The organism is Salinivibrio sp. IB872, from assembly GCF_001995345.1.
In the GTDB taxonomy this organism is placed as follows: Bacteria; Pseudomonadota; Gammaproteobacteria; order Enterobacterales; family Vibrionaceae; genus Salinivibrio; species Salinivibrio proteolyticus.
The window spans coordinates 1-16,438 of record NZ_MUFO01000012.1; the positions used below are offsets into that span (position 1 = coordinate 1).

Annotated in this window: 11 protein-coding genes and 1 pseudogene; 4 read left to right on the plus strand and 8 right to left on the minus strand. The window is 49.8% G+C overall.

Features of this window, described 5'->3' with window-relative positions:
- A pseudogene (locus tag BZJ18_RS17780) lies at positions 1–136 on the minus strand (IS256 family transposase); the annotation flags it as partial.
- A gap of 508 nt (positions 137–644) precedes the next feature.
- On the opposite strand from BZJ18_RS17780, the gene BZJ18_RS06810 reads away from it, so the two are divergent.
- Positions 645–2,249, plus strand: a complete 1,605-nt coding sequence (locus BZJ18_RS06810) for an ABC-F family ATPase (RefSeq protein ID WP_077455849.1) — start codon at positions 645–647, stop codon at positions 2,247–2,249.
- Between the two features lie 74 nt (positions 2,250–2,323).
- On the opposite strand, the gene BZJ18_RS06815 is transcribed toward BZJ18_RS06810, so the two are convergent.
- Genes BZJ18_RS06815 through BZJ18_RS06835 form a run of 5 tightly spaced genes read right to left on the minus strand, consistent with a single transcriptional unit; the run spans position 2,324 to position 10,924 of the window.
- Positions 2,324–2,902, minus strand: coding sequence for an Lcl C-terminal domain-containing protein (locus BZJ18_RS06815; RefSeq protein ID WP_077455850.1), 579 nt, complete (start codon positions 2,900–2,902; stop codon positions 2,324–2,326).
- Positions 2,902–4,365, minus strand: coding sequence for an Lcl domain-containing protein (locus BZJ18_RS06820; RefSeq protein ID WP_077455851.1), 1,464 nt, complete (start codon positions 4,363–4,365; stop codon positions 2,902–2,904). The genes BZJ18_RS06815 and BZJ18_RS06820 overlap by 1 nt, the downstream gene beginning before the upstream one ends.
- Positions 4,366–4,411: 46 nt before the next feature.
- Entirely contained in the window at positions 4,412–6,685 is a 2,274-nt protein-coding gene (locus BZJ18_RS06825) for a proprotein convertase P-domain-containing protein (RefSeq protein WP_077455852.1), read from the minus strand.
- A 9-nt stretch (positions 6,686–6,694) separates the two neighbouring features.
- Entirely contained in the window at positions 6,695–8,863 is a 2,169-nt protein-coding gene (locus tag BZJ18_RS06830; RefSeq protein ID WP_077455853.1) for a TonB-dependent hemoglobin/transferrin/lactoferrin family receptor, read from the minus strand.
- A 12-nt stretch (positions 8,864–8,875) separates the two neighbouring features.
- On the minus strand, positions 8,876–10,924 hold the full coding sequence (locus BZJ18_RS06835; protein WP_077455854.1) for a prolyl oligopeptidase family serine peptidase: 2,049 nt from the start codon (positions 10,922–10,924) through the stop codon (positions 8,876–8,878).
- A 165-nt stretch (positions 10,925–11,089) separates the two neighbouring features.
- Here BZJ18_RS06835 and rrtA point away from each other — a divergent pair, with 165 nt between their 5' ends.
- From rrtA to BZJ18_RS06850, 3 genes are all read left to right on the plus strand, one after another.
- Positions 11,090–11,704 (plus strand): rhombosortase, encoded by a 615-nt coding sequence (gene rrtA / locus BZJ18_RS06840; protein WP_077455855.1) that lies wholly within the window; start codon positions 11,090–11,092, stop codon positions 11,702–11,704.
- 74 nt (positions 11,705–11,778) lie between these two features.
- Positions 11,779–12,261, plus strand: coding sequence for a DUF2780 domain-containing protein (locus BZJ18_RS06845; protein ID WP_077455856.1), 483 nt, complete (start codon positions 11,779–11,781; stop codon positions 12,259–12,261).
- A 119-nt stretch (positions 12,262–12,380) separates the two neighbouring features.
- Positions 12,381–13,277: a DMT family transporter gene (locus tag BZJ18_RS06850; RefSeq protein WP_077455857.1), complete on the plus strand. Its 897-nt coding sequence runs from the start codon at positions 12,381–12,383 to the stop codon at positions 13,275–13,277.
- A 72-nt stretch (positions 13,278–13,349) separates the two neighbouring features.
- Here BZJ18_RS06850 and BZJ18_RS06855 read toward each other — a convergent pair whose 3' ends face one another.
- Both BZJ18_RS06855 and BZJ18_RS06860 read right to left on the minus strand, forming a co-directional pair.
- Positions 13,350–14,330, minus strand: coding sequence for a VirK/YbjX family protein (locus BZJ18_RS06855; protein ID WP_131825269.1), 981 nt, complete (start codon positions 14,328–14,330; stop codon positions 13,350–13,352).
- 171 nt (positions 14,331–14,501) lie between these two features.
- The gene (locus BZJ18_RS06860; protein ID WP_077455858.1) at positions 14,502–16,238 is read right to left on the minus strand and encodes a methyl-accepting chemotaxis protein; all 1,737 of its coding nucleotides are present in this window, start codon (positions 16,236–16,238) and stop codon (positions 14,502–14,504) included.
- Between the last annotated feature and the right edge of the window lie 200 nt (positions 16,239–16,438).

Consider the following 16,438-nt stretch of genomic DNA (forward strand, 5'->3'; position numbering starts at 1 on the left):
CCATCTCAGCAGCCAAAGCAGCTTCGGTGATCTGTTTAATCAACGGCGTTAGCAGTCCATCTTTCCCGTTGAGGCCCTGTCCAGATTGCAGTGCCTTAGCAAAAGCTTGAATATCAATTTCGTATTTGTCGGACATTGATGTATCACTCCCTGTTGAGGGTTAACTATAGGAGTGACACAGACTTTTGAACACTACCCCCATTTCAGTAGAAGGTTGCATCGACACTGTCCATGCACCTTTCCCTTTGCGTTGCCAAACCTGAGTCAATAAATCCACGCCAAATTCCATAGAGCGCGCGGACACGCGCTGCCCGTTTTGAGCCATTACTCTCACATCCATACACATAGTCTTGTCCTCGTTTTAGCTGACAGTGTCGTCTACTTATTTAGACCATAAAGCATCTATAGGTATACAAATCTGTAGAACGGTTGGCGCTTAGTCACACTCTTGTGCGTCCACTGACCGCTGGTAGGGAAATCCTCTATTGAATGTTCATCCAGCATAGACTGTTAATCCCATCACATTTCTGTACAATGCGCGCTCAGTCTTATTTATCTTTACACCCTCCTCGCTTGGCCGTGCATCTCCCGTTTTGAGTATGATGATACGCGCCCTCGTTGAGCATATTCGCTAGGAAACTCTTTTGATTTCAATCGCCAATATCACCATGCAGTTTGGTGCTGAACCGCTATTCGAAAATATCTCTGCCAAATTTGGTAACGGAAACCGCTACGGGTTAATCGGGGCCAATGGCTGTGGCAAATCGACCCTGATGAAAATCATGAGCGGTGCCCTCACCCCAAGTGCAGGGAATGTTTCTATCACACCAGGGCAGACGTTGGGCGAGCTGAGCCAAGACCAATTTGCCTACGAACAGTATTCAGTGATTGATACGGTGATGATGGGTGACCGAAAGCTTTGGGAGATCAAGCAAGAGCGCGAGCGTATTTATTCTCTGCCAGAAATGAGCGAAGAAGACGGCATGGCCGTGGCTGAGCTAGAAAGTCAGTTTGCAGAAATGGACGGTTACACCGCGGAAAGCCGCGCGGGCGATATTCTTTTGCAAGCCGGCATTGCCGAAGAGCTGCACTTTGGCCTGATGGCGCAAGTGGCGCCGGGGTGGAAGTTGCGCGTGCTGCTTGCTCAAGCCCTGTTTGCCAATCCTGATATCTTGCTGTTGGACGAACCGACCAACAACTTGGATATTCACACCATTAACTGGTTGGCGGGTGAGCTACAACAGCGCCAGTGCACCATGATTATTATCTCGCACGACCGCCACTTCTTGAACGCCGTATGTACCCACATGGCGGATATTGACTACGGTGAACTGCGTGTGTACCCGGGTAACTAYGATGACTTTGTYGCMGCATCTAGCTTGGCACGCGAGCAAYTGYTGTCGAGYAACGCSAAAAAAGAAGCSGAGYTKAGTGAGCTGCAAGACTTYGTGAATCGCTTTGGTGCYAATGCCTCTAAAGCYAAGCAAGCCAGTTCACGCGCCAAACGCATGGAAAAGATCCAGCTTGATGAAGTCAAAGCATCAAGCCGTGTGCACCCTTACATCCAATTTACCGAAAGCAAAACGCTCCATCGCCAAGCGGTTGAGTTGAAAGAGCTGGGTCATGGCTTTGAAGATGGCCTGTTATTCGATAACGGTCACCTACTGCTTGAAGCTGGCTCACGACTGGCTGTGATTGGTGAAAACGGGGTGGGAAAATCAACTCTACTGCGCTGTCTTGTGGGTGAGTTAAGCCACCAGAAAGGCACCATTAAGTGGTCTGAAAATGCCGCGATTGGCTACTGCCCGCAAGATAACAGCGCGGAGTTTGACAACGATCTGACCCTGTTTGAGTGGATGTCGCAGTGGCGTACGGCCAAGCATGATGACTTGATGGTGCGTGGCATTTTGGGTCGCTTGTTGTTCTCAGCCGATGATGTGAACAAAAAAGCGAAAAGCTGCTCAGGGGGCGAGAAAAACCGTCTGATGTTCGGCAAGCTGATGATGCAAGATATCAATGTGATTGTGATGGACGAACCAACCAACCACATGGATATGGAAGCGATTGAAGCGCTCAACAAAGGGCTAGAGCAATTCCCCGGTACTTTGATTTTTGTCAGCCATGATCGCGAATTCGTCTCCTCGCTCGCCACTGACATTATTGAGATTAAAGACCAACAATTGTCGCACTTTARCGGCAGTTACGATGAGTACCTCGCCCACTTAGAAAAAGTACGTGCGGTGGCTTGATCACTTCGGTTATTGATCACCAATAACGACTCACTCGCCCCAGCCACAGTCGATGTCGCTGGGGCGATTTTTTGTTACTGGTCTGTCACTAGCAGTACACTGCCCTCAAGCTGTGTCGGCCCGTAAGCAAAGATCTCCGCGTTACGCACGTCAAACATCAAAATCGTATTATCCGCTTGCACATGGCTATTGCTCCACACGTAAGCGCGCACATCACCACTGCCATAGCCTTCTTCTGACGTAGAGTATGGGAATCCGGCGGCAAATGCCTTTGGATTAAGCGCGGGTTTCATGCAGGCATGTTCAGCCAAGGACGATAGCTCTTTAATATTGGGCATGCGCCATTGCGTGTGACCGGCAAATTGATGCAGCGGATGCGCTTGGCTTTGATTGATCGCCTGCACTTCATTAAGTGCGGCTTGCCAATACATTCCGGTGCCCTCGCCACGACACGCCTGTTGTTCGGCTTGCCAGGTTTTACCCAGTGGGCAACGCATCCAAGTTAATCCGGTAAAGGTGTCCGTTACCGTGCCATTATCATCAAAGCTGTACCGGACATTCGGTGCCGTTTTGGTTAAATCAATCGAGCATTCTTGGCCCGCCCATGCGGTTACAGATGCGAAGATACTGGCGGCAATGATCAGCTTGTTCATTATTTTTCTCCTTGGGCGACAAGACGAATAGGCAGTTGCCATGAGGTGTAGTCAGACTCGACCTGATCGCTATAGATCTCGAGCGATACCGTCGTGCCACGATCACTGCCTCGTGTTTGCGGCAGCTGGATATAGCGCGCACCCGGCGTCGCAAATGCGGTATATTCGGTTAAGAAAGAGGTGGAAGACCACAGCAAACCGGCATCGTATTCACTGGCAGAGGATTGATGAGGGAAATACTCAGTATCGAGCCCATAAACACGCCCATCGCTATCGGTTTGTGTCTCGCCGAAATCAATCAGGCTATACAGTTCAATAAAAGTGGGTAAGCGCCATTGTTCGATGCCACAGATCTGTTGCTGATTTAGGTACGCTTGGTATTGGGCCGTGGTGCAAATACCCTCAGCGTCTTTGCAGCCTGTCGCCTCAATGTCTTTGTCAAACGGTTCGAACTGCCCGGGCACTTGATAGGCAAAAAGGCGATCCACATATCGCGGGGATTGAGGATCGATGTGTTTGCTCTCCCATACCAGTCCGCTACGATTATCTTGCACACAATCCCACGTGGTCGCGCTATCGGGCAAAGGCTGACCCTTGTCATCCAGTTTGGTGAAGCTAAACCCACCTTCCGTTGCATCAAACCCATAGTCAGCGTCTTGACCGGGGTAATCGACAGGCGCGGTGGCAACATTCCCGCTGTCGGAATAATAGCTAACAATGCCGGTATCGTTCACAGGGCGCATTTGAGTCCGTTCATCCAACTCAACCAAAATCGCGTTCAGCTCAGGATCACTCGGAGCACCTTTAAGTAAAACATCCGAGTAACGCGCCAATTCACCGCTTAGTAGCGCTAGCATGCGATTCGCCCGCGTGGGCGTCATCCCCGATATCAGCGATAAAACGTTATTTTCAAGCTGTACAAAACGGTTATCCGCTCCGTTGGTAAGCAAGTCTGCTTGCGTCGTGACGCCCATCGCCTCGAATTGCTCACGTAAATGAGCGACAGCATCTTGATAGGCATCCCCTGCCGCCATGTTGCTAGCGACCAGTGTGCTGATCACATTGATCTCATTGCCAGTAGTCTTGCGCACGCCGGGAGCAACAAGGAATGCATTCCCTTGGCGAGGCGCGTCAGTCTGCGCTCCCATTCGTTGCGACGATAACGTGGTCACGCCGGTGTCGATTTGCGCGACAATCGGCGAGGACAAGATCGCTTTATCGGCGCTGGTGAGAGTAAACGCCCCCTGCTCCGCTTGTGTGGTGGGTTCGTTGGCGTTACAGGCAAAGTCACCATTTAAATCCGCACAAACGGTTTCATTACCGGTGGCATTGGTGGCGCTAATGGTACCAGAGACGCTGTAGGTCGGCGCAATCGAGTCGCTTGCACTCGTTTCTGATCCAGAACCATTACAGCCTGCCAGTAGCAATGCACTGGCGAGTAGAGAGTAGTTAAATTTCATCATATCTATCTTTTTAATAAGGGTGTTAAGGTGATTGAATAACGCGCTATCAGGACTCGCCCTTTCGTGCTCGCCAGCCGCCCCAAAGCAAGCCCACCAGCAGCAGTGGCCATGACAACGCGCCGCCTCCCGAGCTAGCGGTGTCTAGAGCATCCTCGGTGCTAAGGTCGATATCTTGGCAATCGAATCCCGCCACGCGTCCCACTTGCCACGCCACCAGCTCACCACTATTGCCTTGTGCATAGTCCGTCACTTCAAGACGCCAATTCCCCGCTAGGGGTTCGCCATCAAAGGCTTGTAAAAGATCGTCGTGCTGGCTGGTCCAATAGCGCACTAAGTCATTGCTCTGACGGGCGGTATTGGCATGTAACGTCACCCGTGAGCCTGCGGGGGAGACAAGAACAACGCGTAAATCTGATGGGCTGGCATGGTTGATATGGACATACACGCCAAGATCGGCACGAATGGCATTCGCGTCATCATTAATAATGAAGTTAAAACTCTTGAAACCATTGTTTTGAGCGCCATTACTGGCCACCGATGCATCCGGCAAGGTCGCATTCAGGGTTTGGCGCGATTGGGTGAGTTGGGGCAAGCCTTTAATCACCGTCAAACTGTCTCGCCATTGATGGGTTTGCAACGTGTCATCAAATTGATAGTCAATTCGCGCCTCAAGAGTCAGCGGCTGACCGCATTGCGCCGCAGGCGGTAGAGGGATAGAAAACGACTGAGCCTGATCGAGTGATTGATTAATGGACGTGGGCGCTCCACCCTCCACCTGAATATCACCACGCACTGAGGCTGTGCGCCCTTGTGGTGTTAAGCGTGTGTGGATCGCCGCCGTATCGGCAACATAACGCTGGCTTGTTTCAAAGCGAAACGGTGCTTTGAGCAAACCGTGTTTTTCAAAGTTCGCTTTCAACAAGGCTGCATAGTCGCGTGATGGATAATAGGTTTTAGCTACAAAGAGCATGCTTTCTGCCAGATCGTGCATTTTCATGCCCCGGCCTAGCCCAAACATCGATTCCAGCACCAAGGTATCCATTTCTTTAAAAGCGGGTTCACCATACAGTGCGACGGCTTGCTTGAGGGTTTGGAACAAAGGCGTCGACCAAAGCTCATCCCCTAATTCACCACCAACGTTTTCGTGCGCGCGGTATTCACTGCTTTCAAAATAGCGCGCTTTTTGATTCCACAAACTGCGCGTACCTTGCTTAAAACCGAAATAACCATCCCAGTTAAAGACGGTATCAATCTCGAAGTCATCACCTTGTTGATACAAGGTGCGATAGCTGGCAGAGCCGGCCCAATAGTCAGCAAATCCCTCACCCAAGGCGCCAGTGTGGCCGTACGCCCAGTCGGGCAAAATATGGTAGTGAATACCGTGGGCCAGCTCATGGACCACGACATCGGCGTCAAGTGTATCGGGCGAGCCAGACGCCCCAAACATCACAGCGTTAGGACCCACATAGTAAGACGAGTTGTTCGAACTTAAGGCGTGAGCATCAAAGCGTACCGGACCGTCAAATAATGAATACCCTAACGAGGACACATATTGCAGGGACTTATCCAAATGATAAAACGCCATCATTTGTGCAAAGTCTTGACTATCAAAAGGCAACGCTGTGAGCGAAGCATGGCTCGCAAACTGTGTGACACCGTCCGGATTTAAAAACGAGACACTGTCACTTTTCTGCCATTGTCCAGACTCAGGGTTTTTGTCTTCAAAGGCGATAGCATCAACGGCTTGGACTCTGGGATTACTCAGGTAGAGGGTGCCGCCCACATCCAATAAAGAGACATCACGCATAACAAAGCGTGGCGCGTGGGGATAATCCGCCAACGTTGTCCAGAGCGTCTCGGGGGCGGGCTGTTTGTCCATACTACGCAGATCCGGATCAACCACATTGACGGTGCGCGTCACTAACTCTCCGTCTGATAGCGCTGGCGGCGCATCCGCGATCAGGCGACGCGGGATCTCAATAGCCGCCTCTTTCACTGCCTCACCCTGTCGGATCATGGTGTCGGTTAGGCTTTTATACACCCGAGTCACCAAACCGTGTTTGTCGGTATGTAACACCAACGTACGCTGCGGCTGATACTCGCCACCACGGTAAATATCAAAGTTATACTGACGACCAAGCAAACTGCTGGTTTGGTAGCGCAACGACAGCTCCCCGACTGACGGATAATGCGTGCGCAAATACTGCTGTGCTTGAGTGGCATCACTTGCTTGATAATTGCCCGCAGGGTAATCCCATTCCCCTGCCATGGCATTGGCACTGGCAAGTACCAACGCCACAAGACTGATCGCTGATTTCATGGTTCTTCCTTAAAACGCATAACGAGCATTGAGGGTGAAGTAACGACCGGGCTCGGTCGAAAAACGAGTTTGTGACTCAGAAATACCGGCAACGTCTTGATAACGAATGTATTCGCGGTCTAACACGTTATAGACATTGAAATTGATAGAAGCATGAGACGAGAGCTGATAGCCCAAGCCAAGGTCAACGCTCGCCCAGCCAGACGTCTGAGCACACTCAGTGCGGGTGCCTAACTCGGTGTAACACATGGGCGTGCGGGTCATCTGATCTGCCCAGTTCAAACGGGTATAACCGTTAAACGATTGGTTATCGAAGTGAAGCGACAGACTGCCTTCGAGGGGGGCTAAGTTGCGAACATACTCGTCATTGTCGTCTTTGCCAGAGATCCAGCCGATCTGACTTTTCGCTTGCCATTGATCGGTAAATACATAGGCCGCTGATGCCTCAAAGCCATACGTTTCTACACCATCAAGGTTTTCATAGCGTTTCTCAAACAGGCCGGTTTCCGCATTAAAGCCCTGATCGGCAATATCAATAAACTGGCTAAACCGGTTGTAATATGCCGCGGTATACAAGCGCAGCTTGCCGTCATCATATTTGGCCCCGAGCTCAAAACTATCGCTGGTTTCCGCGTCAAGCGACGGATTGGGCAGCACCACAAATGGCGTCACCGGCACAGAGGCGTGGTTAGAGTAGCCATAGCTTTTGTCGTATTCAGGCGCTCGATAACCATGCTTATAACTGAGGTAGGTATTGAACGCGGGCGTCCAGTGATAAGCCACCGAAGCACTGGGCGATAACGCTGCACTGTTATTGTCCGCCACACTCGCCATGCCAATGGCTTGGGGATCGTCTGCGCTTAATCGGTACGCATCAGCACGTAGACCCAGCATTACACGCCACTGCCCGATACTCATTGCATCTTGCGCATAAACACCTAACGCATAACTCCGTGCTGGCGCGAACGGTTGCGTATCACTCACCGTTACGCCGTTCCAATCGAGGGTCGTTTTCGTCACAGGGCGTTCATGGTATGCCGTTTCTAACACACCACCGTAAACCAGCGTATGCACCACGTCTCCGCTGATTTGCTCAGCGTTGGCGTCTACCGACCAACCGATTGACTGGTCTTGAAAACGGCGAGCATCCAGCACCCGACGTTGCTCATTGATCCCCATGTTCCAGCGAGTCATCAAACGGTTCGTGTTCTGGGTAAAATCGGTATTTCGGTAATAGAGCTTGGTATTGAGAGTTTCTAACCAAGGCTGCTGGGCGTGATATTCACTGCCAAGCCAAAATTGCGTGGTTTCGATTTTTTCGGCTTGATCAAACGTTTTGATATCCCACTTACCGTCAGGTTGAATCGATGCTGTCCCTTCTTGTCGCGATGCATCTTCACGGTAGAGCTTGGCTCGAGCACTTAGCTTCCAACGATCGGAGACATAATGATCCAGACGCAACGACGCACTGCCACCATCCAAAGTACGGTTATACAAATCTTGCTGGTAATTACGGGTTTCTTCCCCATCCCAATAGCTCACATCGAGCAACGCACTGGTATCACCATGACGGAGCGCGAGACGACTGCCAACTCGGCCTTTATCACTGAGCTCGCTATAGGTAACTTGCGCGTCCGCGTACAGGTCCTTGTTGCGGAGAAGATCGTCCGCGGACAGCGATGTCACGATCACGGCACCGCCTAATGCACCTGAACCGTAACTGGTTGAGCTAGCGCCTTTCACCACTTGGATTTGCTTGGCGCTTGCGATATCAAAGGAATTACGCCCTGCTTTATCGTTCAAATCAGCGGCACCGAACCCATCCGCAACTGGAACGCCATCTTCCACAATCAAGATACGGTTACCGGACATGCCGCGAATAGTGATGTTTTGAGGGCGACCCGCTCCGCCTGTCACACTGACACCCGGTTCGTTTGTCAGTGCATCATAGAGCTCGGTGGCGCCCTTTTTTTGGATATCTTCGCCACGATAAATGGCGACCGAACCCGCTGTATCGGACGGTAATTCAGCAAATTTATTGGCCGTGACGACCACCGTCTCGACGTGGCGATTGGTCACGTCACCAGAGGTATTCTCCTCGGTGATGACAGAATTGGCGTGCACGGTGCCAGTAGCCAGTGCCGTCAGCACTGCCACAGAGACAGAAGACAATTTCATTTAATACTCCGGTTAGTTCACACGCTTCAGTTGGTGTAAGAGAAAGGCATAGTCGGTCGCTTGTTGAGTTAGCCCATGACGCGCATCGGCTTGGTGGCCACGGGAAAAATCCGTCAACAACAAATAAGGGCCCGATCGGGTGCTGGTTGCGGCTAAATGCGAAAGGTATTGCGCCCCTTCCCAAAAAGGCACACGCTGATCGTCCCAGCCGACACGGACCAGCATCGGGGGATAAGGTTTTTGCTGGATGTTGCGCAAAGGATCATAGCCTTGCATAACCTCGCGCTGATCGCTTTGCGCAGGATTGCCCCATTCTTGGTATTGCTGTGCCGTTAACGGCAACGCCGGGTTGGCCATACTGCCCAGCACATCGACAAACGGAACATTGAGGCTAGCGGCAGCAAACGTTGCGGGCGCTTGGTTAAGTGCCGCGGCAACCAAGGTACCGCCAGCGCTTGAGCCCACAGCCGCGACTGCACGCTGTCCGTCTTGATAACGGCCCATCGCTTTGGCGACATCAATAAAATCTTGGATGCCATGCTTTTTATTCATCCCGCTGCCTGCTTGGTGCCATGTTGCACCGTAATAGCCTCCGCCACGCACATGCGCAATTGCATAGATGACGCCTCGGTCCATTAGCGAGACAGTTTGCGGCATAAAATACGGCTTCATGGTAAAGCCATACGCGCCATACCCATACAGCACAACTGGCGATGACGGGGTCAGCGCACCTTTGCGGTATGCCAATGTAACAGGAATACGATGCGGTCCAACGTACAAGCGTTCAGAGTGATAACGAGATGCATCAAAGTCGGGGTAATGATCGGCACTGACTTCACGACGTGTGCCGGATTTAAGATCCAGCGCTTCCCATCGTGGTGGCTGTACGAGCGACATACTGCGAATAAACAACTGATTGCTAGCATAGTCGCCTCCGCGCGCAAACCAAGCGACCTGCCCTTGTGCCGCCAAAGGCTGCTTAACCACGCGTTCACCGTCCGCATTAAGTAAGATAAACCACTGCTCAGCCTCGTACTGTTGGGTGAGGACAATGCCATCTTCGAAAAGGTAAAACGTGTTTAACTCAGCGCCCGGCTCGGCAGCATAAACGACGTGCCAATCATTCGGTGTCGCGACGGCAGCGCGATAAAACTGCTTGGTTCCTTGGTGGTTGCTCAGCATCCATAACGCATCATCCGTCTTGTCGAGATAGTATTCGACATCCGGTTGACGCGCTTTGAGCGGTGCAGACAGGCTGCCATCATTCAGACGAAGTAGACGCTGTTCGGTCGACGATTCATTGTTGACTTGCACAATAGCCGTATCTGTGTGGCTAGCACGGTATACCGACAACAACCAAGCTGGATCGACTTCTTCATACACCAAGGTATCGCCACCGGTAGTGCCTATTTCATGGCGGAACAACTGGCTGGGACGCGCAGTTTTCGCCTCTTTGCCGACATAGTAGAGCTGCTGATTATTCGGCGACCAGATGACAGATGCATCAGCCCCGGTGGCAATAATATCGGCTTGCCCTGATTGGCCGTTGATCAGCACGATGCGGTAGTCTTCCTCACCGTGAATATCCTCGGCAATGGCGAGCCATTGTCCATTGGGACTTAACGACCAACTCCCCAGATGATAATACGCATGCTCAGCCGCTCGCGCCTCTATATTGAGCAATGTCGATGCTTTTTCGCTACCTGCTTCTTTTTCGCGAACGGCTTCTTGTTCGCTGACGGCTTTGCGCACACGCAGCACGCGCTCACCATTAACCCGTGTTTGTAAAAACTCGCGACCATCGCGCGCTAACCAAGGTTCGGAACCGGTTTGCGGTGTACGCGCCCATTCACTCAATAGCTCATCACGAATCGATTGACTCGCAGTCAACGACTGTTGCGCATGCTGATTTTGGCGTTCCAGATATGTTCGAATTTTATCCTGTTGTTGCGTCACATTTTGCAGCCACGAAAATGACGACAACGTATTCGTTTCATCATCGCTATGGCTCAATGGCGACACAAACATAAGCCCGATTAACAGCGCATTCACTAACTTCATGTTATAAAAACATTAAATTGGGGGTAAGTTCAGGGCGCGCATCATAGATGCAAATACGATTGAGATCAATTATCATTTGTAATGATCTTTGAGGGATATCTCATTCAGTCACATTGACTGTAATAAAGCGTTGTTATTTAAGCTGTAACGAGATAAAAGGCGACCATGAAGCGAAAACGACCTATCACCCTACACGCGCCAACTCAAACACTTGGATTGCTGATAATCGTCGCGCTAGTGAGTGTGGGTGTTCATTATTCGTCGCTCGCCGAGACGTGGGTGTGGCAGCGAAGTGCACTTGCTTCAGGCCAAGCATGGCGCGTGATAACCGGCAATTTTATTCATCACAACGTCTTCCATGTACTGACCAACATGACGGGATTAGGCGTATTCGGCCTGATGTTTTATCGCCATATCAGCGCCGGTACGCTGGCGTCACTGATCTTGTGGCTTGCGTGTATAGTTGGTCTGGTGATGTGGTGGAGCCCTTATCAGCAATATATGGGTCTATCTGGGGTGTTGTATGGATTATTTATGTTTGGAGGAATAAGCACTATTCACACCCCTAGCGGGAAATGGATTGCCTTAATTACTAGCGTAAAATGTGTGGGAGATGCGCTCGCGGGTCAAGCTCTGCCTATGCGTGCCGCATTGGGTATCGATATTGCTCACCTCGCTCATGCTGGAGGTATCGTCGGGGCGCTGGTCTTTTTTGCCATCAAAAAGCGGATCCAACATCGCACCATATCATCTAAAAACACCGACCTTACACTGTCTTAGTGGTCTGCGACTTTCATTCACCGCCATTTACCGCTATACCTACATCACTCTCGGTTGATAATTAGGTGCCTTCTATGAAAGCGACACTGCCAGCACTTACGCTTGCTGCCATATTAATCTCTCCCTCCAGTCAGGCGTTGTTTGGTCAAGGTAATACCACCACGGATGTGATGACCCAAATGGCGACCCAATTTGCGGACGACCAAGCCAGTGAATCACCGCTTGTACAAGCGATTACCGAGCAAGTGGATGTTAGCCCGACGCAAGCGGCTGGCGGCGCAAGTGCCCTGCTAGCGATGGCGGCGAATCAGCTCTCCGGTAACCAGCAGCAAGAGCTGGCAAGTCTGCGTCCTGATTTATCGTCCCTTTCATCATTACTGGGTGACAGTGGCATTGGCGATAACATTGGTTCGCTCGAGAGTTTATATAACGTGGCTGACACACTCGGCATTGATGCGGCCACCTTGCAACAATTTGTACCGATTGTACTCGATTATTTAGGCCAGCAAGGTGCCAGTGAGGGTTTACTCAGTGCACTAACAGGGCTTTGGCCTTAGTGTTCGCTTAAACGTTTTCATCGACGCGCGGCGCTTAACCGCGCGTTAGTGCGTTCTCTCAAGCAAAACGGATCGAGACACGTTATCATAGCGGCCTTGTTGTTTTAGCCAGTGTGATTATGCCTGCCTTTTCATTGTCCGCGATCCCTATAGGGATCCGCTTTATGCTCCTTTCCGCGTTCGGCTTCGCGGTCATGTCGGCCTGTGTTAAATATGTCAGCCTACATGGTATCCCGCTTTTTGAGATTGTCGCTGCACGGGCGTTGGTATCGCTCATCATCAGCTATACCGATGTCAAACGAAAAGGCTTGTCGCCCTTTGGCAATAATAAACCGCTACTATTGCTTCGCGGCGTATTAGGGACTGCCGCACTTATGTGCGTGTATTACGCCGTCACCACCCTACCGCTCGCCGAAGCCACTGTATTGCAATACATGCACCCCGTTTTTACTGCGGTACTTGGATTTATCGTGCTGAAAGAGCGATTACAAGGCGCCACCTTAGCATCCATTGCCCTGTGTTTAGGCGGCCTTTATCTGATGGTACAACCCAACCTCAATACATCGATCGATAGCGCACTTCCGCCCTTTAGTGTCGCTATCGCATTACTGGGGGCTTTAGGGAGTTCGGTAGCCTACGTGATTGTCCGAAAACTCAGCCGCAGCGAAGACAGCTCGGTGATCATCCTATACTTCCCGATGGTCGCTCTGCCGGTCTCGGTGGTGTTGATGTGGTCAGAGTTTGTGATGCCAAGTTTGCCGCTTACATTCTTATTGGTGTTAGTGGGTGTGTTTACTCAAATCGGCCAGTATGGGCTCACCAAAGCCATGCAAACACAACAAGCTGGCGAAGCGTCAGCCTATGCGTATGTGCAAATCGTGTTTTCTACCTTAATTGGGATAGCGATCTTTCAAGAACTGCCGTCCATGTGGACATATCTCGGTGGTGGGCTGATTGTGGCAGGCGCATTGTTCAATGCCGTGGGACACCGCCTCTTTCGACGACGTTTGATGTAGTTCGGCACGAAGGTAGTAAGAAGACGTGATCATGGCCTCAAAAGAGGCCATGTTATTGTTTTGCTTTTCTGATCAGGCAACTTGATGCATTTCTGCACGCGTTTCCGTCAACGCGTTTATCGCCAAGCGTAAGTCTTGCTCTAGGGTATGCAACCAGGCATAACGCTTGGTGTATAAACGTCGCTTACTGCCGCTAAGCTGGGTAACATCTTTGCGTATTGGCTGCATCGGTAAGGCATACATATACCGACTCAATGGCATCCCATCATATTCGCGCCAAAGCTCATCATAATCAAACGTCACCACATTCCGCTTAGAGGTGATGTAACGGATCGCTTTATAAATATGGCCTTTATTAGACACCGCGTAGCAGCGCTCGGCACCCATGATACGGCCCAGCATCAACACCAGCTCTAACATCAAAGCTTTGGTGCGTAACCCATGCGCCGTTTTCGTCAACATTTTAATGATCTGATGACGATCAGGTACGCTATCACTCGGACCTTGCAAGGCACCGATATAGAGCTCTCGCCCCTCACGGTTGAAGTGGAACGAAATGCTGTACACGCCTTGCTTGCTCTCCACGTCATACAAGGACAAACCCAGTGCTCCTTCGCGAATTTCACCACGATAAAAGCGCACGCCATATTGACGGCCATTATTGGCAGTAAAGCTGACAAGAGGCAGACCCGCGACTGAGAAAATGGTGCAGCAATGACGGCCAAAGGTATTCGCCATAAAACGATAATGGTCATGCAGCATTGCAACCCGCTCAGGCATGCTCAGTGAGACATTGAGGTAAGGTTTAAGCGGTTTAGTGATCACTTCTGGATAGTCAGCCAATACAGGTTCCAAATGCGGCTCGTCAAACACCCCAACCATTCGCTCCATAATATTCGAAAATGCAAAGCCCAACGCATAAAAGCGCCAGTTCTTGCTCACCACTCGCCATCCTTTGCTGTTCGGGTAAATTTTGTCAGCCCAGTTCACAAGGCTAGTAAGGTGTTGTTTACGGATATTCATCACAGCCAAACCCAGTTCATTGTGTCGCATAAAACGCGTTAAAGAAGGCTGACTATAATCAGCAAGTCACAAAAAGGCTGTCGCAAGAATGTACGAGAGTGTCAGAGTTTGTCGGTGTGTTTCAGTATCGCGTAGGCATTTCTTAATGTTTGAGTGACGGAGCGGATTGCCAAGCTCGACAATCCGCTAACAGTCAATAAGTTATGTACGAATATGTTTAATCGCGCTGCTGAGTGAATCAACATTGTTCTTTAGGTCGGACACTATCGGGCCCAGTTGATCAATCGCTTCATTCATATCACCTGAAAGCGTCTTGATATTCGAGAGATTGCTCGAGATTTCATCACTAACAGAAAGCTGTTCTTCCGTCGCCGAGGCAATCGATGAATTCAGACGGTGAATTTCTACCGCAGATTCTTTGATCGTGCCAAGCGATTCGTTTGCAGTGGTCATATTGTCACGTGTCGATGCTATCTTATCTGCGTTAACACGAATAGTCTGTGTTGATTGCTCCGCCTTACCTTGCAAACCACCGATCATATCTTCAATCTCTCCGGCAGACTTTTGCGTGCGCTGGGCAAGCGATCTCACCTCGTCGGCTACGACCGCAAAGCCACGGCCTTGATCACCTGCTCGCGCCGCTTCGATGGCTGCGTTTAGCGCTAACAGATTGGTTTGTTCCGCAATTCCTTTTATAACATCAAGCACATTACCAACGTTCGTGGACTCATCGGCAAGCTCCTGAATCACCTCTGACGTTTTGTTAAATTCGGTTTCTAAACTGCCAAATTCAACCATTGTCTTATCAAATACTTCTTTGCTAGTGCTCGTCTCATTTTCTGTGCTTCCTGCATATTTTTCAGCCATGGACGTATTTTCAGCCACTGTGGCCAATGCCGATGTCATCTCTTCCATTGCTGTGGCCGCCATTTCCAACTCTTGGTTTTGTTGGTTAGATACTTTGGCATTTTTGTCGGTAATATTAACCAGACTCTCTGTGATCTGTGAAATCATATGATTCACATTATTAATTTTTTCAATCGTTGAAGAATAACTAACAATGACTTTATTAACAGTACTGCCAATTGTACCTATTTCATTATTTTTACTGTCATCAACGCGTAATCCCAGATCAGAGTTATCATCAATTTGCTTGAGTGTTGACGCCATTCGGTCAATCGGATTGACTACGTTCCGTTTGGTGATGACATAACCCAGAACCGCAATAACGATCACAACCGCTAACGAAATATTACCTATCAGTACCGTTTTTTTCACACTCGCTGCTGCTGCATCAAATTGCGCACTCGTGCGATCTTCCAGCGCAATAAAAAAGCTTTCGATGGGTTTCATAATCTTTGCTTTTTCTTGATGATACTGAGGGCTATGTAGCAACTCAATCGCCATTTGTTTGTCGGGCTCACCACGAACGGTATAGTTACCGCTACTATCGGGATAGAGTCCTTTCACCGCATTCATGGCTTTGACTTCCATATTGACTAATCCATCAGAGTTAGCTTGTGCTTTTTTGAGAAAATCAAATTCTTTTTCAGTGAAACCAAGATCTTGCATTCTCTGATTTAAAGAGATAGTTTTACCATCTGGTTTAGGTTTTTGTCCGTAATTTAATACCAAATCCCAATAAATCGTATGATAGTTAACGGGCCGTGGTTTTTCACCGTTACGAATGGCTAGGATGTCCATATACATCTTTTCGTATTTATCATCGGCTGTCACAACATAAGTGCGCCCCAAACGGGTTAAATCATCAGAGCTTTGCCTCAACTCGTCAGCCGTTTGATAAGAGGCATACCGAACCTGTGCCATTTCATCAACTTTATTCATCAGCCCATTCAGCTGGATGATCGTGAAAAAACTAACGACAATCCCGGCTCCAATAATAAAGAACACTAACTTCATGGTGTTATTGATGTTCATATCCCACTCCAGCACTCAACATCCGTAAAAACATCTTTACTGAGTTAGCGTAGAAGAGAATCTCTGCATAAATTGAAAGAATCTAGGCAATGATAATCACACCACGAGTTACTGTTTGATTACTCGCTAAAAATAAAACTAGCGATAAACGTCGAGTTACATACCAAATCACGAAAGAGTACAGTTAATTAGACATTTTA